The sequence below is a fragment of the Pseudomonas sp. MUP55 genome (assembly GCF_034043515.1).
Classification (GTDB): Bacteria; Pseudomonadota; Gammaproteobacteria; order Pseudomonadales; family Pseudomonadaceae; genus Aquipseudomonas.
Map to the genome: position 1 here is coordinate 5209010 of NZ_CP138214.1, position 19496 is coordinate 5228505.

A 19496-nucleotide genomic window follows, 5' to 3' on the forward strand; every position below is an offset into this window, starting at 1 on the left:
GAAACGCCCACAATTGTACGACGTACAATTTGCCGCTACAGTCCGCCACGCAAGAGCACCCCATGACCCCAATAACAAAAACGTCAGAGGTTTTTTATCGTGGCAACTGCATTCCATTGTGTGGCCCAGGGCGAACTGCTCTGGCAGCCCTGCCCTGAGCGTCTTCAACGCGCCCACCTCACGCATTATCTGAATTGGCTGCGCCACGAACGCGCGCTCAGATTCGCCGATTACCACGGGCTATGGCAGTGGTCGGTCGATAAGCCGCAGGCGTTCTGGCAATCGATCTGGGACCATTTTCAGGTGCAGGCCAGCAGCTCGCACCGGGCGGTGCTGGGCGCCCGCGCAATGCCGGGGGCGCAGTGGTTTCCAGGCGCGCAGTTGAATTTTGCCGAACACATTTTGCGCAATGAACACGACGGCGACGCGTTGCTCTACCTGAATGAAACCACCGGCATGCAAGGCTTGCCCTGGGCCGAATTCGCAGGCCGGGTACGCACGCTGGCGACCTGCTTACGCGAGCTGGGCATCGTGCCGGGTGATCGGGTGGTGGCCTACCTGCCGAACATCCCCGAGGCGATGATCGCGCTGTGCGCTTGTGCGGCTATCGGTGCGGTATGGGCCAGTTGCTCACCGGATTTCGGCGCGCAGGGCGTGTTGGACAGGGTGCGGCAATTGTCGCCCAAGGTGCTGCTGGCGGTAGACGGTTATCGCTATGGCGGCAAGGCGTTCGATCGACGCGAACAGGTACGCTGTATCGCCCGCGAGATGGACAGCGTCGAGCACGTGATCGTGCTGTCGACGCTGTTTCCCGATGAACCGCTGACGCTGGCCAATGCCATCGACTGGCAAGCGTTGCACCGGCGTCCTGCGGTGTCCGCAGCCGATTTCCAGTGTGAACAAGTGCCCTTCGATCATCCGCTGTGGGTGCTGTTTTCGTCCGGTACCACCGGGCTGCCCAAAGCCATCGTGCACAGCCATGGCGGCATACTGCTGGAACAGTTGAAGACCCTGCACTTGCATCTGGACCTGCACCCCGGTGAAGCGGCGTTCATCCACACCACCACTGGCTGGATGATGTGGAACACCCTGTTCAGCACCTTGCTCTGTGGGGTGCGGCCGGTGCTGTACGACGGTCATCCCACCTGGCCAGACATCGACACGCTGTGGCACATTCTTGAGGACAGCTGCGCCAGTTTCTTCGGTACCAGCCCCACCTATATCGAACTGATGAAGCGTCACGAGGTAGTGCCCTGCGAGCGCTTCGACCTGAGCGCGCTGCGCACCGTGATGCCGGTGGGCTCGCCGGTTTCGCCAGGGTGCAACGCCTGGTTCTATCGCAACCTCGGCACCGATGTGTGGGTGACCACGGGCAGCGGCGGGACGGATATCTGCACCGGGCTGGTGAGTGGCGTGCCGACGCTGCCAGTGTATGCCGGTGAGATCCAGGCCCGCGCCCTGGGGGTGGATGCCCATGCGTTTGACGAGCATGGCCGCTCGGTGGTGGATCAGGTCGGCGAGTTGGTGGTGATTTCGCCCATGCCGTCGATGCCGGTGTGTTTCTGGAATGATCCGGAAGGCGAGCGCTACCGGGAAAGCTATTTCCAAGCCTGGCCCGGGGTGTGGCGCCACGGGGATTTCTTCCTGCTCAATGCCCGCGGAGGCTGCCAGGTGCTGGGGCGCTCGGATGCGACCTTGAACCGCTTTGGGGTTCGGATCGGTACGGCGGAAATCTACCGCGCCCTGGAGCCACTGGCGCAAATCGAAGACGCGCTGATCGTGAACCTGGACTTGCCCGAGGGCGGTTTCTTCATGCCGCTGTTTGTGCAACTGCGTCAGGGCGCGGTACTGGACGAAGCCTTGCGCGAGCGCGTGCGCGACTGCCTGCGGTCGGCCTGCACACCCCGGCATGTACCGGACCAGATCCTCGCCGTACCGCTGATTCCTCTGACACTTACCGGTAAAAAGATGGAAGTGCCGGTACGCCGAATCCTGATGGGGCACGACCCAAAAACGGTCGCCAATCCCAGCGCCATGCGCAACCCACAGGCACTCGCGTTTTTTGTCGAATACGCCAGCCAACGGTCTCAGTCATGAAAGGCCAGGCGTTTATCGTCGGCGCCTACGAACACCCCACGCGTCACGCCGTTGACCGTTCCCTGGCGCAACTGCACGCGGACGTCGCCCGTGGCGCCCTGGCCGACGCAGGGCTGAACCTCAGTGATGTGGACGGTTACTTCTGCGCCGGCGACGTACCCGGGTGGGAGGCGCCGGGTGTAGGACCTTTTTCGATGGTCGAGTATCTGGGCATCCAGCCTCGCTACCTGGAGACCACAGAGAGCTGGGGTTCGTCCTACCTTCATCATGTCGCCCAGGCGACCCGCGCCATTGCTGACGGGCGCTGCACCGTGGCCCTGATCACCCAGGCCGGGCGCCCCCGCGCAGAGCGCCAGCGACCGGATGCCAGCCATCGCAGCCACCCCCAGACCGCCTGCGAAGCGCCGTTCGAAACACCCTACGGCGCCGCCGTGACCAACCTGTATGCGATGTGCGCCATGCGCCATCAGTACGAACACGGCACTACCGCCGAGCAACTGGCGTGGATCAAGGTGGCAGCGTCACACCATGCCCAGCACAACCGGCAGGCGATGCTGCGCACGCCAGTGACGGTGGACGATGTGCTGAATTCGCCGCTGATTGCCGCGCCGTTGCGACGCTTGGACTGTTGCGTGATCAGCGACGGCGGTGGCGCGCTGGTGCTGGTTCATCCGTCCATCGCACGGGCGCTCGAGCGCCCACTGATCACACCGATTGGAGCGGGTTATTCCATCAGCCATCTGAACGGCGGCTATTTCGACCTGCTGGCTTCGGGCGCGGTGAAGTCAGGCGCCAATGCATTCGCCGAGGCCGGGCTTACGCCTGCGGATATCCGCTACGCCTCGTTGTACGACAGCTTCACCATCACCGTACTGATCCAGCTGGAAAACCTCGGTTTCTGCGCACCCGGCCGAGGCGGTGCGTTCGTCGCCGATGGCCAACTGATCAGCGGGGTGGGCAGGTTGGCCGTCAACACCGACGGCGGCGGATTGTGCAACAACCACCCAGGCCATCGCGGCGGCATGGTCAGGTTGATCGAGGCGGTGCGTCAGTTACGTGGCGAGGCGCACCCGGCGGTGCAACGGCCCGACTGCGCACTGGCCCTGGCCCATGGCACCGGTGGCTTGCTGGGCTCGCGACACGGCAGCGCCACACTGATTCTGGAGCGACGCTGATATGCACCTGACCTCACCGCACATCACGCCCGAAAGCGCGCCGTTCTGGGAGGCGGCCAATCGCGGGCAATTGCTGCTGCGCCGCTGCCTCGACACCGGCAAGGCGTTCTTCTATCCCCGCGACCACAGCCCGTTTACCGGCAGCGCGGCCACTGACTGGATCGTCGCCAGCGGCAACGCCAGCCTGTACAGCTTCAGCTACAGCGGGCAAGCCGATGAGGCGTATTGCATTGCCTACGTCACGCTCGACGAAGGGCCGACGATGTTGTCCGCCATCCGGTGCGATGACCCGCACCGTTTGCGTATCGGCCAGCGACTGAAGGTGACCTTCGCCTCGACACCCAACGGGCAAAAAGTGCCGGTGTTTGAATTGTCTCATTGCGGTTGACGGTAAGACATGCGACAGCCGATTTATCACCTCAAGCCCACCCATTAATCTGTGCCCATGTTGAACGCAACGCCTAACCCACTTAAACAAAAAAGGATTCAACCATGAGCACGCCAACCTACAGCCGCTTGAACAAAGACGACGCCATCGTTCTGCTGGTCGACCACCAGACTGGCCTGATTTCCCTGGTGCAGGACTTCTCGCCCAACGAGTTCAAGAACAACGTGCTGGCCCTGGCGGACCTGGCCAAGTTCTTCAACCTGCCGACCATCCTCACCACCAGCTTCGAACAAGGCCCCAACGGCCCGCTGGTGCCGGAGTTGAAGGAGATGTTCCCGGACGCGCCGTATATCGCCCGACCTGGCCAGATCAATGCCTGGGATAACGAAGACTTCGTCAAGGCGATCAAGGCCACCGGCCGCAAGCAAATCATCATTGCCGGCGTGGTAACCGATGTGTGCGTGGCGTTCCCGACCTTGTCGGCGCTGGCGGAAGGGTTTGAAGTGTTTGTGGTGACCGATGCATCGGGCACGTTCAACACCACCGTGCAACAAGCGGCCTGGAGCCGAATGACCCAGGCGGGTGCGCAGCTGATGAACTGGTTCTCGGTGGCGTGCGAGCTGCACCGCGACTGGCGCAACGATATCGAAGGCCTGGGGAATTTGTTGTCGCAGCGCATTCCCAACTATCGCAACCTGATGAATGGGTATGCGGCGCAGACGGCGCAGCAGAAGTAATTAAGCCCGGTTTGATGATAAGCCTGCCCTCAAAAGCAGGCTTACGGCGCTTGAGCCGGTTCTACCCCGCCAGTTCTCTCTCTATCTGTTCAATGCTGGGCAAGCTGGACTGCAGCTCTGCCGACAAAGACTCCACCCACTGATATTCCGCCACACCGATAGGCCGGTTGTTATCGCGTAACGCATATTCAGCCACCACCTCATTTTTACCCTTACACAACAAGAGGCCAATGGTCGGACCATCCTGTGGGTGCTTCAGTTCGGCATCTACAGCCGCGAGATAGAAGCTCAACTTGCCTAGATGCTCGGGCTTGAATTTACCCGCCTTGAGTTCAATCACCACGTAGCAGCGCAATTTCAAGTGGTAAAACAACAGGTCGACGAAAAACTCATCACCGCCAACATTCAGCAGTACTTGCCGGCCAACATAGGCAAAGCCTGCGCCCAACTCTAGTAGGAATTCAGTGACATGCTTGATCAAGGCATTTTCGATATCACGCTCTTTCGCGTCCAAGCCCAGGCTTAGGAAGTCAAAGCGATAAGGGTCCTTGAGAGATTCTCGTGCCAGATCGGATTGGGCCTTGGGCAGATGGCTTTCGAAGTTGCTGACTGCCTTGCCACTGCGCTCAAGCAAGCAGTTTTCGATGTGCAGTACCAGCGTGTTACGTGACCAGTTGTGTTTAACTGCTTGGGTGATGTACCAACGACGTGTTTCCGGGCAGGGAAGCTTATCGAGCAACACCACGTTGTGCCCCCACGGCAATTGTGCAGCAGCCTGTTGCACAAATTCCGAATCTGGCCATGCCTCGGCAAAAGCACGCATGTACTTGAGATTACGTGGCGAAAAGCCCTTGATGTCGGGAAACGCTGCCCGCAGATCCTGCGCAAGGCGGTCAATCACTTTGCTACCCCAGCCTTGATCGCTCTGACGGGCCAAAATTTCGCGTCCAATCTGCCAGTAGAGCAGCACTAATTCACGATTGACTGCTATTGATGCTCGCTGCTGTGCGCTATGGATACGGCTCTTGAGGCATGTCAGCCAATCGGTGTAGCCATCAGGCGGCGCGTTTAAACCGATAGAGGCCTCGTTCATATCTACCCACTCCTGTGTTTTCAGCAGGCTAGTCAGGCAGCCGGGCCGTCACAAGCGCTCTTGAATACTCAAAGAAGTGTCCCGCATGCCTTACAGAACGGTCCTGCTGGCACTTGCCGAGACCATTCCGGAGCGTCAATGCGCATAATCGGCTCATACAATGAGCCGAATAAACGTTTCATTCGGCTCACACAGCTACATTCGCCCATGAATCATCCGCAGTGATCTGGCAGCGACCCAGTCACGCATGCTCACTGGCGCGACCGAGATGGCCGCAGCGCGCGTTACCAGGCCAATGCCAACGGCGAATGACGCCCCCACCCATTTGCCCCGATTCCCCATGTCTGCTAGTGTCGCGCCGGTTTACCGTCTACCGGAATTGCCGCCATGGCCCGCAAAAAAGTTGCACTCGATTTCGAACAATCCCTCGCCGACCTGCAAGCCCTGGTCGAGCGTCTGGAGAACGGCGAGTTGTCGCTGGAAGACTCGCTGACGGCGTTTGAGCAAGGCATTGGCCTGACTCGCGACTGCCAGAGCGCGTTGGCGCAGGCTGAGCAGAAAGTGCAGGTATTGCTTGAACGCGACGGGGAGTTGGCTGAAGAACCTTTCGATGCGGAACAACCCGAATGATCGATGCGTATCAGGCCAGTAGCCAAGCCCGGGTGAACGCGGCGCTGGAGCCTTTGTTTGTTGCGCCAGGCCCGCAAATGAGCCGCCTTTACGACGCCATGCGCTACAGCGTGATGAATGGCGGCAAGCGCGTGCGCCCGTTGCTGGCGTATGCGGCGTGTGAAGCGCTGGGTGCGCCCGCTGAAGAAGCAAATGGCGCGGCCTGTGCGGTGGAACTGATCCACGCCTATTCCCTGGTACACGATGATCTGCCGGCAATGGACGACGACGACCTGCGTCGCGGCCAGCCGACCACCCATAAAGCCTTTGACGAAGCCTATGCGATCCTGGCCGGTGACGGCCTGCAGAGCCTGGCGTTCAGCGCGTTGCTGGACCCGCGCTTGAGCCGCGTGAATGCCGAGATCCGCCTGCGTATGGTCACCGCCCTGGCGCTGGCGGCAGGCCCGGCCGGCATGGTCGGCGGCCAGGCGATCGACATGGGTTCGGTCAGCCTCAAGCTGGACCAGAAAGCTCTGGAGCACATGCATCGCCACAAGACCGGCGCGCTGATCGAGGCCGCCGTGCACCTCGGCGCCCTGGCCAGCGGTCGGGCCGAGGCCGCGCAATTGGCGGCGCTGCAGACTTATTCGCAGGCTATCGGCCTGGCGTTTCAGGTGCAGGACGACATTCTAGACGTGGAAAGTGACACCGCGACCCTCGGCAAACGCCAGGGCGCCGATATCGCCCGGGACAAACCGACCTATCCTGCGCTGCTCGGGCTGGAAGCTGCCAAGGCGTATGCCCTGGAGCTGCGCGATCAGGCCCTGGACGCCCTGCGACCTTTCGACGCGGCGGCCGAGCCGTTGCGTGACCTGGCGCGGTATATCGTCGAACGTCGGCACTGATGCCTGCGGCGATCAGCGCCGCATATCGACCAAGTTCGCCCCCCTGCGTGGGCAGTTTGCGATGCTTGAGGTAAACTGCCGCCTCTTCTATACCTATAACGATTCGCCTGATGCCCACGACGTTCCAAGAGATTCCCCGCAAGCGCCCGTCCACGCCCCTGCTCGACCGTGCTGCCACGCCGGACGGCCTGCGTCGACTGGGTGAAGCCGAGCTGGAAACCCTGGCCGATGAACTGCGCCTGGAATTGCTCTACACGGTCGGCCAGACCGGTGGGCATTTCGGTGCCGGGCTGGGCGTGATCGAGCTGACCATCGCCCTGCACTACGTATTCGACACCCCGGACGACCGGCTGGTGTGGGACGTGGGCCATCAGGCGTATCCGCATAAAATCCTCACTGGCCGTCGCGAACGCATGGCCAGCCTGCGCCAGAAGGACGGCATCGCCGCCTTCCCGCGTCGCTCCGAAAGCGAGTACGACACCTTTGGCGTCGGCCACTCCAGCACCTCGATCAGCGCAGCGCTGGGCATGGCGATTGCCGCCCGCCTGCAAAACAGTGATCGCAAGGCGATTGCGGTGATCGGCGATGGCGCGCTGACCGCGGGCATGGCCTTCGAAGCCTTGAACCATGCGCCGGAAGTGGACGCCAACATGTTGGTGATCCTCAACGACAACGACATGTCGATTTCGCGAAACGTCGGCGGCCTGTCCAACTACCTGGCGAAGATCCTCTCCAGCCGCACCTACGCCAGCATGCGCGAAGGCAGCAAGAAAGTGCTGTCGCGTCTGCCCGGCGCGTGGGAAATCGCCCGTCGTACCGAAGAATATGCCAAGGGCATGCTGGTACCCGGCACGCTGTTCGAAGAGCTGGGCTGGAACTATATCGGCCCCATCGACGGCCATGACCTGCCGACCCTGATCGCCACGCTGCGCAATATGCGTGACCTCAAAGGCCCGCAGTTCCTGCATATCGTCACCAAAAAGGGCAAAGGCTTCGCGCCGGCGGAAGTCGACCCCATCGGCTACCACGCGATCACCAAGCTGGAACCACTGGACGCTCCAGCCGCCGCGCCGAAAAAGCCCAGCGGGCCGAAGTATTCCGGGGTGTTTGGCGAATGGCTGTGCGACATGGCCGCCGCCGACCCGCGCCTGGTGGGGGTGACTCCTGCAATGAAGGAAGGCTCCGACCTGGTGGCCTTCAGCGAGCGTTTCCCGCTGCGTTACTTCGATGTAGCGATTGCCGAACAGCACGCAGTGACTTTCGCCGCCGGCATGGCCTGCGAAGGCGCCAAGCCGGTGGTCGCGATTTATTCGACCTTTTTGCAACGCGGTTATGACCAGTTGGTGCATGACGTGGCGGTGCAGAACCTTGACGTTCTGTTCGCCATCGACCGCGCCGGCCTGGTGGGCGAAGACGGCCCGACCCACGCCGGCAGTTTCGACCTGTCCTACCTGCGCTGCATCCCCGGCATGCTGGTGATGACGCCCAGCGACGAGAACGAACTGCGCAAGATGCTCAGCACCGGCCACTTGTACAACGGCCCGGCGGCGGTGCGCTATCCGCGTGGTACCGGCCCGAATGCGGTCATCGAGAAAGACCTGGAGCCTATCGAGATCGGCAAGGGCATTGTGCGGCGCCAAGGCAGCAAGACGGCCTTCCTGGTGTTCGGCGTGCAACTGGCCGAAGCGCTCAAGGTAGCCGAGAAGATCGACGCCACCGTGGTCGACATGCGCTTCGTCAAACCACTGGATGAAGCCTTGGTGCGCGAGATTGCTGCCAGCCATGAGCTGCTGGTGACGGTCGAAGAAAACGCCATCATGGGCGGCGCCGGTGCGGCGGTCAGCGAGTTCCTGGCACGGGAGAATATCCTCAAGTCGGTGCTGCACCTGGGCTTGCCGGATGTGTACGTCGAACACGCCAAGCCGGCGCAGATGCTCGCCGAATGCGGGCTGGATGAAAGCGGCATCGAAGCCTCGGTGCGCCAGCGCATGGCGCTGCTCGGCCTGTAGCAACCCGCTCTAAATGTGGGAGGGGGCTTGCCCCCGATAGCGGCGCTTCAGTCACCTACGATGCTGACTGACAGCGCGCCATCGGGGGCAAGCCCCCTCCCACATTTGATTGGTGTCATCTTCAAATACCATGGGTAACCCATGAAACATCTTCGTCTCGCCCTGCCCTTGCTGCTTCTGCCAGCCTCCGACCTGCTCGCCGACACCCGCGACCAGGCCCTGAAACTCTCCGACGTGGTCATCAGCGCCAACCGCCAGGTGCAGGCGCGCAACGACAGCAGCGCCGCCAACACCGTGTTCACCCGCGCCGATATCGACCGCCTGCAACCTTCCAGCCTGACCGACCTGCTCAGCCGTGTGCCCGGCGTGCAAGTCGCGCCCACCGGTGGCCGTGGCAGTTTACCGGGCATCTACATTCGCGGCACCAAATCCGCGCAAAGCCTGGTGCTGGTGGATGGCCAGCGCATTGCCAACACCACGTCCGGCGACAGCGGCCTGCAGTACCTGAACGTTGATCAGATCGAGCGCATGGAAGTGCTGCGCGGTTCACGTTCGGTGATCTACGGCAGCGATGCGATTGGCGGGGTGATCCAGGTGTTCACCCGGCGCAACGCCGAGCAAGGCCTGCAACCGCGCTTGAAGCTGGGCGTTGGCAGCAACCAGACCTGGGAGCGCAGCCTCGGCCTGTCGGGGGGCGATGAACAGACGCGCTTCAACCTGGGCGCAAGCCTGGATGAAACCGCCGGCATCAACTCGACGCATCAGTCGTTTCCCAGCGACGGCGACCACGATGCCTACCGCAACCGGTCCCTGAGCCTGAACCTCAGCCATTCGTTCAGCGATGACCTGGAAGTGGGCTTCAACCTGCTGGATAACCGCGGCAAGTCGGAGTACGACAACAGCTTCGGGCGCTTCGACTTGGCTACCGGACAAAGCGTCGGCCAGAAACCCTACACCGACTATACCGTCAGCAGTGCCAGCGGTTATGTGGACGCCAAGCTCAGCGAAAGCTGGCAGTCACGCCTGGAACTGGGCCACAGCGAAAACCGCGACACCAAGCGCGACACCCTCAGCGATGAGTTCAGCGTGTTCAACACTTACCGCGACTCGGTCAACTGGCAGAACGACCTGACGCTCAATGAGCGCAACAGCCTGATCGTCGGCGGCGACTGGTACGAAGACCGCTTCCACGGCTCTACCACCTTTACCGAAGACAGCCGCTGGAACCGCGCCGCCTTTGTGCAACACCGCTTCCAGGGGGAGGGGTTTTCCACCGAACTGGGCCTGCGCCGCGACCAGAACCAGCAGTTCGGCGGCCAGAACAGCTGGAGTGGCACGCTGACGCTGCCGATCAATCCTGACAATGAGGTGTTGCTCAGCTACAGCGAAGGCTTCCGTGCGCCCACCTTCAACGACCTCTACTACCCCGATACGCAGTACAGCAACCCCAACCTGCAGCCCGAGACGTCAAAGAGCTACGAGCTGCAATGGCGCAGCCAACTCACCGGCAGCACCCGCGTGGAAGCCTCGCTGTACCGCACCGACCTGAGCGATGCGATCATCCTCGACGGCGGCAAACCGCAGAACGTGGCCTCGGCACGCATCAACGGCTTTGAAGCGGCGCTCAAGCAGGACCTGTTTGGCTGGCAGGGCAACCTGGGCGTGTCGCTGATCGACCCGCGTGATCGCGACAACGGCCATACCCTGGCGCGTCGCGCACGGCGTACGCTGAATCTGGATCTGGACCGGCAGTTCGATAAGCTCGGCGTGGGCGCCAGCTGGCAGGCGATCAGCAGCAGCTACGATGATGAGGCCAACCTTAATCGCCTGGGCGGTTATGCATTGCTGGGCCTGCGCAGCAGTTGGGCGCTGAACCCTGCGGTGCTGCTGTCGTTGAAGGTCGACAACCTGTTGGACAAGGCCTACTCACGGGCGCGCTACAGCTATGACGATCCGGCGTTTCTGAACAATCAGGACTACCGGGAAGAGGGTCGAGTGTGGATGTTCGGGGTGACGTGGACGCCGAAGATGTAAGGCGCCTCTTCGCGGGCAAGCCCACTCCCACCTATTTATTTGTGAATACATTCAAACTGTGGGAGGGGGCTTGCCCCCGATGGCGGCCTCAAAGGCTCGGCGCAACCACCTGACACAACCGCGTCAACGCTTCCAGCATCTGCCCACTGGGCCGTTCCAGCCCCTTGTCCGGCACCACGCGCACCCGCCCCGCCATGCCAGGCCAAACCTTCCACGCCTCCAGCTGAGCCTGATCACCCACCAGGATCAGCTCCGGATCACGCTGCAACACTGATTCGATATTGACCTGCGGCGCCGGCAGCGTGAGGTCGTCGAACACATTGCGCGCCCCGCATACCTTCAACGCATCACTGATGATCTGCCCACCGCCCACGGTGTACAGCGGCGGGTTCCATACCTGGTAAAACACCCGCACCGGCTCGGCGCGCTGATAGCGATGGCGCAGTTGGGCGAGGCGTTGGCGTAGTTTTTCGGCCAAGGCTCGGCCGGCCTCTCCACGCCCCAATTGCTCGGCAATGGCTTGGACCTGACGGGTCAGTTGATCAAGACTATGGGGTTCGGCGACGTACACCGGGATGTTCAGGCGCAGCAGCTGTTCGCGCTGAGCCGCGCCGACGCTGCCGGGCCAGAGCAGGATCAGATCGGGCTTGAGGCTGAGCAGGCGTTCGATGTCCAACTGGCCGTAGCGCCCGACCGATGGCACATCCGCCAGCGCCGCCGGACGCTCGCCGCCATCGAGCACGCCGACCAATAAGTCGGTGGCACCCAGTTCCGCCACGATTTCAGAAAGCGATGGCGCCAGGCTCACCACGCGTTCAACCGCCAGAACCTGAGCGCTGAACACCAGCAGCAGCGCCAGCCAGTAGCGCTTCATCCCAACTGGCGCGGAATGCGATAGAGGTAAAACAGCACCAGCGTCGACAGCGCCAGCAGGAACAGCGGCACCGCTTCCAGCCCGACGAACACCGCCAGCGCGCCGATCCAGGCCGGTAACGCTGCCACCAGCAAGGCCGTGCGCCGGCGCGCCGCAAGGGCGATCCAGGCGGCGGGTTCTTCGGGGGTGTCTAGGGCTTTGGAAGTGGCGATCAGCGCGTGTTTATAGGCATGAAAATAACGCAGGCTGAGAAACATCGAGGCCACGCCGGCGATAAAGAACGGCATGGCCAGCACGGGAAGCAGGGATTCGGCGCGGCCAAATACCAGGTTGATCACGAACAACGGCAGCAATGCCAGGGCCAGGTACTGCCACCAGTTGAAGGACAGTCGCCGTTTCACCTGGCCGCGGGTCACGCGCGGTCGACCTCGCCCTGATGCTCGTTGCCCATCATGTGGTCGAGCTTGCTCGCCTTGGTGGCCAGGTACAGCTTGTTGTGCGGGTTATGCCCGGTGTGCAGCGGTACGCGCTCGGCCACGGTGATGCCCATTTCGGTCAAGGCTTTGACCTTGCGCGGGTTGTTGGTCATCAGGCGCAGGGATTTCACGCCCAGGTGCTCCAGCATCGGCAGGCAGATCGCGTAGTCGCGCTGGTCGGCGGCGAAGCCCAGGCGCTCGTTGGCTTCCACGGTGTCGGCGCCGCCATCTTGCAACTCATAGGCGCGGATCTTGTTCAGCAGGCCAATGCCACGGCCTTCCTGACGCAAGTACAGCAGCACGCCACGGCCTTCACGGGCGATGGCCTGCAACGCGGCTTCCAGTTGCGAGCCGCAGTCACAGCGCTGACTGAACAGCGCGTCGCCGGTCAGGCATTCGGAATGCACGCGGCCCAACACCGGCGCACCATCAGCGATGTCGCCCAGGCTGAGCACAACGTGCTCGCGCCCGGTGGCTTCTTCGAGAAAGCCATGCATGGTGAATGTAGCGAAGGGGGTAGGCAGCTTGGAAGCGGCGACGAAAACGACGGGCACCGTGTGCTCCTGATTTCAGATTTCACAGAGGCAGGCATTGTAACAGCCTGTTCCTACACACGCTTAAGCTGAATTATCACTGATAAAGATCAATCGGTTCGATTGGCCTTCGGCCTGGTTCTATGTAGGAGCGAGCTTGCTCGCGAAAAAATGCAAGAACACCGCGTTCATTCGGGCTATCTGCATTAACGTTGACCATTTTCGCGAGCAAGCTCGCTCCTACAGTGAAACTAGAACGGATACGGTTGTTTCCAGCGTTCGAAAATCGGCTTCAGTTCGCCGTTTTTAACGAGGGCGGTCATTCGCTCATCGTAGACCTTCATCAATGCCCGCCCACGCTCGTTATCGGCAAAGCCTATATAGAGCGGCAGTTCAGCGATGTGGGTGAGCCTGAACCGGGACGGGTCCTGCGCCTGGCTGAGTACATACCTGGCTTCGGTAAGGGCCTCGATGTAGAAGTCTGCATGACCGTATTGCAGCATCGACAAAATACCGCTGCGACGCTGGACCTGGTTGAACCGGCGCACGTTCGGCAGGTATTTCTCGTATTTATAGCCACGCACCCAGGCCAGGCGGTAATCGCCGAGCGTCGCCAGGCTCGGCACCGGCATGGTTGCCAGCCCGAGGGCATAGATAGGATCGGAATCAAAGTGCCAGCGCGGGTACAGCACCTGCTCAGCTTCGTCGCGGTAGGAACCGACCCAGCCATCCACCTCGCCACGCTGAGCCAGGCCGACCGAGCGGGTATAGGGCGCAATGCGGATTTGCAGGGTGACGCCTGCCGGTTCGAACACCTGGCGCAGCACGTCCCAGGCCAGGCCGCTGCCATCACTGTTGGTGTAATCGCTCCATTCCTCACTGGCCAGCAGGACCTTGCCGGGCACCGGCACTTCGTCCGCTTGAAGCACGGAGGAAACGGCGCACAGCATGATCAGCAGCCAGCAACGCACACTCATGGTGGTGGTTCCTACGGGCAATAACATATAAAGGGTAGCGCAGGATGCCGGCTAAGGCGCCTCGCGAAAATGCTGATAGCCGTGCACGGCCGGGGTGACATCCTGACCATCGGCGTCGAGCAGTGTGACGCCTTGCCCCGCTTGCACCCGACCAATCACGTGGATCGGCCAGCCATTGGCCTGCAACGCTGCCAGTTCGGCCTGCGGTAACGTGAATACCAGCACATAGTCGTCGCCGCCACTCAGCGCGGCCACACGGGCCTGCTCACCGCCGACAAACGCCAGCAACGCCGCAGACAACGGCAAGGTGTCACGTTCGATCAGCAGGCTGACAGCCGATGCCCTGGCGATATGCCCGCAATCGGCCAATAGCCCGTCGGAGATATCCATGGCCGAGGTCGCCTTGCCGCGCAGGGCCAGGCCCAACGCCAGTTGCGGTTGCGGCGACCAATAGTGGGCGAGCAGCGGTTCGGCGATGGCGGCTTGCGCGCTGCGCTGGCCCATTACCAGCGGCAGGGCACCGGCGGCATTGCCCAACTCCCCACCGACACACAGCAGGTCCCCTGGCCGCGCACCGCTGCGCGTCAAGGCAAGCCCGGCCGGCACGCGACCGAACACGGTCATGGTCAGGCTCAGCGGCCCGCGCGTGGTGTCGCCGCCCACCAAGGCCACGCCGCAGCGTTGCGCCATGGCGTTCAAACCTTGGGCATAGCGTTGCAACCAATCGGCATCGACGGTCGGCGTGGTCAGGGCAAGGGTAAACGCGAGGGGATGGGCGCCCATGGCGGCCAGGTCGCTCACCGCCACAGCCAGCGAGCGCTGGCCGAGCAGGAACGGGTCACACGGGTCGGCGAAGTGCACGCCGGCCACCAGGGTATCGGTGGAAACTGCCAGTTGCTCCCCGGTGGGGAGCGCAAGCAAGGCGCAGTCGTCGCCGATCCCCAGGGCAATGCCCTCGCCGCCTTGCGCACAGGGCGCGGCGGCGAAGTAATTACGGATCAGCTCGAACTCGCCCATCGAGGACTCAAGCGCGGATTAGCGCTTGTGTTCCTTCACTTCGGCTTCACGCAGGCGCGGGGCCAGCTTGTCGAGCACGCCGTTGACGAACTTGTGGCCGTCGGTCGAACCGTAGACCTTCGCCAGTTCGATACCTTCGTTGATCACCACGCGGTACGGCACGTCGACGCGCTTGAGCAGTTCCCAGGTGGACAGGCGCAGAACGGCCAGTTCAACCGGGTCGAGCTCTTCGAGGGTCAGGTCCAGGCATGGCGCCAGCGCGGTGTCGATCTCGGTCAGGCTGGCCGGAACACCGTGCAGGATGTCGTGGAAGTAGCTCTGGTCGGCAAAGGTGAAATCGTTATCGACGCGAAATTGCGCTTCGATTTCGTTCAGCGACGTACCGGCCATGTGACGCTGGTACAGCGCCTGGGTCGCCAGTTGGCGGGCCGCACGGCGCTTTTCGCTTTTCGAAGGCTTGCCGGCATCGGCCGGGCGCTCGTCGCGTGGGTTGAAACGATCGCTCTCGTCGGAAATCACTTGGCCTCCAACTGCGACAGCAGGCTGACCATTTCCAGGGCGGACAGGGCAGCTTCAGCGCCTTTGTTACCGGCCTTGGTGCCGGAACGTTCGATGGCTTGCTCGATGGAATCCACAGTCAGCACGCCGAATGCAACCGGCACGCCGAACTCCATGGACACCTGGGCCAGGCCCTTGGTGCATTCGCCAGCCACGTATTCGAAGTGCGGGGTACCGCCACGAATGACCGCGCCCAGGGCGATGATCGCCGCGTATTCACCCTGCTGGGCAACTTTTTGCGCAACCAGTGGGATTTCGAAGGCGCCAGGGGCACGGATGATGGTGATGTCGCTCTCGCTCACACCGTGGCGAACCAGGGCGTCAACGGCACCGCTTACCAGGCTCTCAACCACGAAGCTGTTGAAGCGGCCAACCACCAGGGCATAGCGGCCTTTGGGGGCGATGAAGGTACCTTCGATGGTCTTCAGGGTCATTCGACAAATCTCTTAAAGAGCCGGGACGCGAAAAGTGCGTCCCTCAGTGATGATTTAACCGCGAACAAGGGGCAAAAATCGCCAGCCTTTATTCGGAGGGCACGTATTCTACAACTTCCAGATCGAAACCGGATATCGCATTAAATTTCATCGGTGCGCTCATCAGGCGCATTTTGCGCACACCGAGGTCGCGCAGGATCTGCGAGCCGGCACCGACGATGCTGTAGGTGGTCGGCTTTTTCACCGGCGTGTGGTCGGCGGTTTCGCGGATATGCGCCAGCAGGACATCGCCATCCAGCGGGTGACCGAGCAACAGCACCACGCCACTGCCTGCCTCGGAAACCGCGGCCATGGCGGCCCGCAGGCTCCAGCGGCCGGGCTGCTTGACCATCAGCAAGTCGCGCAGCGGGTCCATGTTGTGCACGCGCACCAGGGTCGGCTCTTCGGCGCAGATGTTGCCCAGGGTCAGGGCCATGTGCACGTCGCCTTCCACTGAATCACGGTAGGTCACCAAATTGAATTGGCCCAGTTCGCTGTCCAGCGGCTGCTCGGCAATCCGCTGAACGGTACGTTCGTGGATCATGCGGTAGTGGATCAGGTCGGCAATGGTGCCGATCTTGAGGTTGTGTTCGGCGGCAAACGCTTCGAGTTCGCTGCGACGGGCCATGGTGCCGTCGTCGTTCATCACTTCGCAGATCACACCGCTGGGCTCGAAACCGGCCATGCGCGCCAGGTCACAGGCCGCTTCGGTATGGCCGGCGCGCGCCAGGGTGCCGCCCGGCTGGGCCATCAGCGGGAAGATGTGACCGGGGCTGACGATGTCTTCGGCCTTGGCGTCTTTCGCTGCCGCGGCCTGCACGGTGCGGGCGCGGTCAGCGGCGGAGATGCCGGTGGTCACGCCCGTGGTGGCTTCAATCGATACGGTGAACTTGGTGCCAAAACCCGAACCATTGCGCGGCGCCATCAATGGCAGCTTGAGCAATTCACAGCGTTCGCGGCTCATGGGCATGCAGATCAACCCACGGGCGTGCTTGGCCATGAAGTTGATGTGCTCAGGCTTGCAGGCCTCGGCGGCCATGATGATATCGCCTTCGTTCTCGCGGTCTTCGTCATCCATCAGGATGACCATCTTGCCTTGGCGGATGTCTTCAACCAGTTCTTCGATGCTATTGAGCGCCACGCGGCACCCCCTTGGTCAGGATTTCAGGTAGCCGTTAGCGGCCAGAAAACTTTCGGTGATGTTACCCGATGCAGGCTCTGCGGCCTTTTCGCCCAGCAACAGGCGTTCCAGGTAACGGGCAAGCAAGTCCACTTCCAGGTTCACCCGGCGCCCCGGCTGGTAGGAGGCCATGATGGTTTCGCTGAGGGTGTGGGGAATGATGGTCAGTTCGAATTCGGCGCCATTGACGGCGTTCACGGTCAGGCTGGTGCCGTCGACGGTGATCGAGCCTTTGTGGGCGATGTACTTGGCCAGCTCCTTGGGGGCACGGATACGGAATTCCACGGCGCGCGCGTTTTCGCTGCGGGCCACGACTTCACCGACGCCATCGACATGGCCGCTGACCAGGTGACCACCCAGGCGCGTGGTCGGCGTCAGGGCCTTTTCCAGGTTGACCGGGCTGCCGGCCGCAAGATCGCTCATCGCGGTGCAGTCCAGGGTCTCGCGGCTGACATCGGCGGCGAAGCCATTGCCCGGCAGCTCCACGACGGTCAGGCACACACCGCTGACGGCGATGCTGTCGCCCAGCTTGACGTCGCCCAGGTCGAGCTTGCCGGTTTCAACCAGCAGGCGGATGTCGCCGCCTTTGGGGGTCATTGCACGGATGCTGCCGATGGACTCGATAATGCCGGTGAACATTTCGTTCTCCTGAAAACGGGGGCTGACGCTTACGCGCAGGCCGTAAATTATACGCTCGCTGCCGGAAGCGGGACGGCGGTGATTCGCCAGTCGTCGCCAACAGCGCGCATGTCGGTGATCTTGAGTTGGGGGGCGTCGGCGAGCTTCTCAAGCGGCCAGTCCAGCAATGGCCGGGCAGCGGAGCCGAGGAACTTGCCGGCGACAAAAATCACGTACTCATCCACCAGGCCCTGCTGGGCAAATGCGCCCGCCAGGCTTGGGCCCGCCTCCACCAGCACGTCGTTGACGCCACGGGCGGCCAGGGCCACCAGCGCTGAACGCAGGTCGACCTGGCCCTCCACGCCCGGCACCACCAGGCACTCAGGGCCACGCGGAAACTGGTTTTCCGGGGTCACGCAGGTGATGACCAGCGCCGGGCCCGCCTTGAAAAACGGCGCATTGAGCGGCACGCGCAGGCGGCCGTCGATCAATACGCGCAGCGGCGGGCGCGACATGACCAGGGCGGTGGTTTGTGCATCCAGGCCCAACTCGGCGGCGCGCACGGTCAGGCGGGCACCGTCGGCCAGCACGGTGTCAGCGCCGGTCAGCACCACGCTGGCTTCGGCACGCAGGCGCTGGACCGCGGCGCGCGCGGCGGGGCCGGTGATCCATTGGCTTTCGCCGCTGGCCATGGCGGTGCGCCCGTCCAGGCTCATCGCCAGCTTGACCCGCACAAACGGCAGACCGTGTTCCATGCGCTTGAGAAAGCCGGGGTTGAGCGCACGCGCTTCGGGCTCCAGCACGCCGCTGCGAATCTCGATCCCGGCCTGGGCCAAACGCTGCATGCCGCGCCCCGCCACTTCCGGGTTGGGGTCCTGCATGCCGGCCACTACGCGCGCCACACCCGCACTCACCAGCGCATCGGCGCAGGGCGGCGTGCGGCCGTGGTGGCTGCAGGGTTCGAGGGTCACGTACACCGTCGCGCCACGGGCCTTGTCGCCGGCGGCGCGCAAGGCGTTGGGTTCTGCATGGGGCTCGCCGGTGCGCTCATGCCAGCCTTCGCCGACAATCTGCCCATCGCGCACGATCACGCAGCCTACCCGTGGGTTGGGATGGGTGGTGTACAGGCCCTTGCGCGCCAGTTCGAGGGCGCGGGCCATGTAATGGGCGTCGAGCACAGCCTGTTCAGCAGTCATTGTTTGGAAGGCTCACGCGCCAGGCGGTCGATCTCTTCGCGGAACTCATTGAGGTCCTGGAAGCGTCGATACACCGAGGCGAAACGGATATAGGCGACTTCATCGAGCTTTTGCAGCTCGCCCATCACCAGTTCGCCCACTACCAGGCTCTTGACCTCGCGCTCGCCGGTCGCGCGCAGCTTGTGCTTGATGTGCACCAGCGCCGCTTCCAGCCGCTCGACACTCACCGGGCGTTTTTCCAGGGCGCGTTGCATACCGGCGCGCAGTTTTTCTTCGTCGAAAGGCTGGCGACTGCCGTCGGATTTGATCAGACGCGGCAACACCAGTTCGGCGGTTTCGAAGGTGGTGAAACGCTCACCGCAGGCCAGGCATTCGCGCCGGCGACGCACTTGGTCGCCCTCGGCGACCAGACGCGAGTCGATGACCTTGGTGTCGTTGGCACCGCAGAAGGGACAGTGCATGGTTGGCAGGCAACAAAAAATGGGAGGGCCATGGTAGCGCATCCCCGTCGCAAGACAAGCCATAGCCTTTACGGTATATAGGCTGG

20 protein-coding genes are annotated in these 19496 nt (G+C 62.5%); 8 read left to right on the plus strand and 12 right to left on the minus strand.

Annotated elements, in window-relative coordinates; translation table 11 throughout:
• The first annotated feature begins 99 nt into the window (after positions 1-99).
• The 4 genes from SC318_RS23455 (at position 100) to ycaC (ending at position 4397) form a co-directional block, all read left to right on the plus strand.
• On the plus strand, positions 100-2097 hold the full coding sequence (locus tag SC318_RS23455) for an acetoacetate--CoA ligase (RefSeq protein WP_320428641.1): 1998 nt from the start codon (positions 100-102) through the stop codon (positions 2095-2097).
• The gene (locus SC318_RS23460) at positions 2094-3272 is read left to right on the plus strand and encodes a thiolase family protein (RefSeq protein WP_320428642.1); all 1179 of its coding nucleotides are present in this window, start codon (positions 2094-2096) and stop codon (positions 3270-3272) included. The genes SC318_RS23455 and SC318_RS23460 overlap by 4 nt, the downstream gene beginning before the upstream one ends.
• A gap of 1 nt (position 3273) precedes the next feature.
• A complete protein-coding gene (locus tag SC318_RS23465; RefSeq protein ID WP_320428643.1) occupies positions 3274-3660 on the plus strand; it encodes a Zn-ribbon domain-containing OB-fold protein in 387 nt (128 codons plus the stop codon).
• A gap of 104 nt (positions 3661-3764) precedes the next feature.
• A complete protein-coding gene (ycaC, locus tag SC318_RS23470; protein WP_320428644.1) occupies positions 3765-4397 on the plus strand; it encodes an isochorismate family cysteine hydrolase YcaC in 633 nt (210 codons plus the stop codon).
• 61 nt (positions 4398-4458) lie between these two features.
• Here ycaC and SC318_RS23475 read toward each other — a convergent pair whose 3' ends face one another.
• Positions 4459-5490 (minus strand): PDDEXK nuclease domain-containing protein, encoded by a 1032-nt coding sequence (locus SC318_RS23475; protein ID WP_320428645.1) that lies wholly within the window; start codon positions 5488-5490, stop codon positions 4459-4461.
• Positions 5491-5877: 387 nt separating this feature from the next.
• Between SC318_RS23475 and SC318_RS23480 the strand changes: the two genes are divergently transcribed.
• From SC318_RS23480 to SC318_RS23495, 4 genes are all read left to right on the plus strand, one after another.
• Entirely contained in the window at positions 5878-6120 is a 243-nt protein-coding gene (locus SC318_RS23480; protein ID WP_003194556.1) for an exodeoxyribonuclease VII small subunit, read from the plus strand.
• A complete protein-coding gene (gene ispA, locus SC318_RS23485) occupies positions 6117-7004 on the plus strand; it encodes a (2E,6E)-farnesyl diphosphate synthase (protein WP_320428646.1) in 888 nt (295 codons plus the stop codon). The genes SC318_RS23480 and ispA overlap by 4 nt, the downstream gene beginning before the upstream one ends.
• Before the next feature lie 110 nt (positions 7005-7114).
• Positions 7115-9013 carry a 1-deoxy-D-xylulose-5-phosphate synthase gene (gene dxs / locus SC318_RS23490; RefSeq protein WP_320428647.1) on the plus strand — a complete coding sequence of 633 codons (1899 nt, stop codon included), beginning with the start codon at positions 7115-7117 and terminating at the stop codon, positions 9011-9013.
• 141 nt (positions 9014-9154) lie between these two features.
• Positions 9155-11047: a TonB-dependent receptor domain-containing protein gene (locus tag SC318_RS23495; protein ID WP_320428648.1), complete on the plus strand. Its 1893-nt coding sequence runs from the start codon at positions 9155-9157 to the stop codon at positions 11045-11047.
• An 88-nt stretch (positions 11048-11135) separates the two neighbouring features.
• Here SC318_RS23495 and SC318_RS23500 read toward each other — a convergent pair whose 3' ends face one another.
• The 11 genes from SC318_RS23500 to nrdR all read right to left on the minus strand — a co-directional run bounded on the left by SC318_RS23500 (position 11136) and on the right by nrdR (position 19410).
• Positions 11136-11921: a cobalamin-binding protein gene (locus SC318_RS23500; protein WP_320428649.1), complete on the minus strand. Its 786-nt coding sequence runs from the start codon at positions 11919-11921 to the stop codon at positions 11136-11138.
• Positions 11918-12337, minus strand: a complete 420-nt coding sequence (locus tag SC318_RS23505; RefSeq protein WP_320428650.1) for an MFS transporter — start codon at positions 12335-12337, stop codon at positions 11918-11920. Before SC318_RS23505 ends, SC318_RS23500 begins: the two co-directional genes overlap by 4 nt.
• The gene (ribA, locus tag SC318_RS23510; RefSeq protein WP_057724861.1) at positions 12334-12951 is read right to left on the minus strand and encodes a GTP cyclohydrolase II; all 618 of its coding nucleotides are present in this window, start codon (positions 12949-12951) and stop codon (positions 12334-12336) included. The genes SC318_RS23505 and ribA overlap by 4 nt, the downstream gene beginning before the upstream one ends.
• Positions 12952-13181: 230 nt before the next feature.
• Positions 13182-13907, minus strand: coding sequence for a substrate-binding periplasmic protein (locus tag SC318_RS23515; protein ID WP_320428651.1), 726 nt, complete (start codon positions 13905-13907; stop codon positions 13182-13184).
• A gap of 51 nt (positions 13908-13958) precedes the next feature.
• Positions 13959-14924 carry a thiamine-phosphate kinase gene (gene thiL / locus SC318_RS23520; RefSeq protein ID WP_320428652.1) on the minus strand — a complete coding sequence of 322 codons (966 nt, stop codon included), beginning with the start codon at positions 14922-14924 and terminating at the stop codon, positions 13959-13961.
• A gap of 18 nt (positions 14925-14942) precedes the next feature.
• Positions 14943-15443, minus strand: coding sequence for a transcription antitermination factor NusB (gene nusB, locus SC318_RS23525; RefSeq protein ID WP_320428653.1), 501 nt, complete (start codon positions 15441-15443; stop codon positions 14943-14945).
• The gene (gene ribE, locus SC318_RS23530) at positions 15440-15916 is read right to left on the minus strand and encodes a 6,7-dimethyl-8-ribityllumazine synthase (protein WP_003176356.1); all 477 of its coding nucleotides are present in this window, start codon (positions 15914-15916) and stop codon (positions 15440-15442) included. The genes nusB and ribE overlap by 4 nt, the downstream gene beginning before the upstream one ends.
• An 88-nt stretch (positions 15917-16004) precedes the next feature.
• Positions 16005-17096 (minus strand): bifunctional 3,4-dihydroxy-2-butanone-4-phosphate synthase/GTP cyclohydrolase II, encoded by a 1092-nt coding sequence (ribBA, locus tag SC318_RS23535; RefSeq protein ID WP_306494790.1) that lies wholly within the window; start codon positions 17094-17096, stop codon positions 16005-16007.
• Between the two features lie 15 nt (positions 17097-17111).
• Positions 17112-17774: a riboflavin synthase gene (locus tag SC318_RS23540; RefSeq protein ID WP_124359998.1), complete on the minus strand. Its 663-nt coding sequence runs from the start codon at positions 17772-17774 to the stop codon at positions 17112-17114.
• A 47-nt stretch (positions 17775-17821) separates the two neighbouring features.
• On the minus strand, positions 17822-18949 hold the full coding sequence (ribD, locus tag SC318_RS23545; RefSeq protein WP_320428654.1) for a bifunctional diaminohydroxyphosphoribosylaminopyrimidine deaminase/5-amino-6-(5-phosphoribosylamino)uracil reductase RibD: 1128 nt from the start codon (positions 18947-18949) through the stop codon (positions 17822-17824).
• Entirely contained in the window at positions 18946-19410 is a 465-nt protein-coding gene (gene nrdR / locus SC318_RS23550) for a transcriptional regulator NrdR (RefSeq protein WP_019818855.1), read from the minus strand. The genes ribD and nrdR overlap by 4 nt, the downstream gene beginning before the upstream one ends.
• Between the last annotated feature and the right edge of the window lie 86 nt (positions 19411-19496).

Coding starts and splice junctions, on each gene's coding strand:
- SC318_RS23460 (WP_320428642.1), top strand. CDS start 2,094: ATGAAAGGCCAGGCGTTTATCGTCGGCGCCTACGAACACCCCACGCGT.
- SC318_RS23465 (WP_320428643.1), top strand. CDS start 3,274: ATGCACCTGACCTCACCGCACATCACGCCCGAAAGCGCGCCGTTCTGG.
- ycaC (WP_320428644.1), top strand. CDS start 3,765: ATGAGCACGCCAACCTACAGCCGCTTGAACAAAGACGACGCCATCGTT.
- SC318_RS23475 (WP_320428645.1), bottom strand. CDS start 5,490: ATGAACGAGGCCTCTATCGGTTTAAACGCGCCGCCTGATGGCTACACC.
- SC318_RS23480 (WP_003194556.1), top strand. CDS start 5,878: ATGGCCCGCAAAAAAGTTGCACTCGATTTCGAACAATCCCTCGCCGAC.
- ispA (WP_320428646.1), top strand. CDS start 6,117: ATGATCGATGCGTATCAGGCCAGTAGCCAAGCCCGGGTGAACGCGGCG.
- dxs (WP_320428647.1), top strand. CDS start 7,115: ATGCCCACGACGTTCCAAGAGATTCCCCGCAAGCGCCCGTCCACGCCC.
- SC318_RS23495 (WP_320428648.1), top strand. CDS start 9,155: ATGAAACATCTTCGTCTCGCCCTGCCCTTGCTGCTTCTGCCAGCCTCC.
- SC318_RS23500 (WP_320428649.1), bottom strand. CDS start 11,921: ATGAAGCGCTACTGGCTGGCGCTGCTGCTGGTGTTCAGCGCTCAGGTT.
- SC318_RS23515 (WP_320428651.1), bottom strand. CDS start 13,907: ATGAGTGTGCGTTGCTGGCTGCTGATCATGCTGTGCGCCGTTTCCTCC.
- thiL (WP_320428652.1), bottom strand. CDS start 14,924: ATGGGCGAGTTCGAGCTGATCCGTAATTACTTCGCCGCCGCGCCCTGT.
- ribE (WP_003176356.1), bottom strand. CDS start 15,916: ATGACCCTGAAGACCATCGAAGGTACCTTCATCGCCCCCAAAGGCCGC.
- SC318_RS23540 (WP_124359998.1), bottom strand. CDS start 17,774: ATGTTCACCGGCATTATCGAGTCCATCGGCAGCATCCGTGCAATGACC.
- ribD (WP_320428654.1), bottom strand. CDS start 18,949: ATGACTGCTGAACAGGCTGTGCTCGACGCCCATTACATGGCCCGCGCC.
- nrdR (WP_019818855.1), bottom strand. CDS start 19,410: ATGCACTGTCCCTTCTGCGGTGCCAACGACACCAAGGTCATCGACTCG.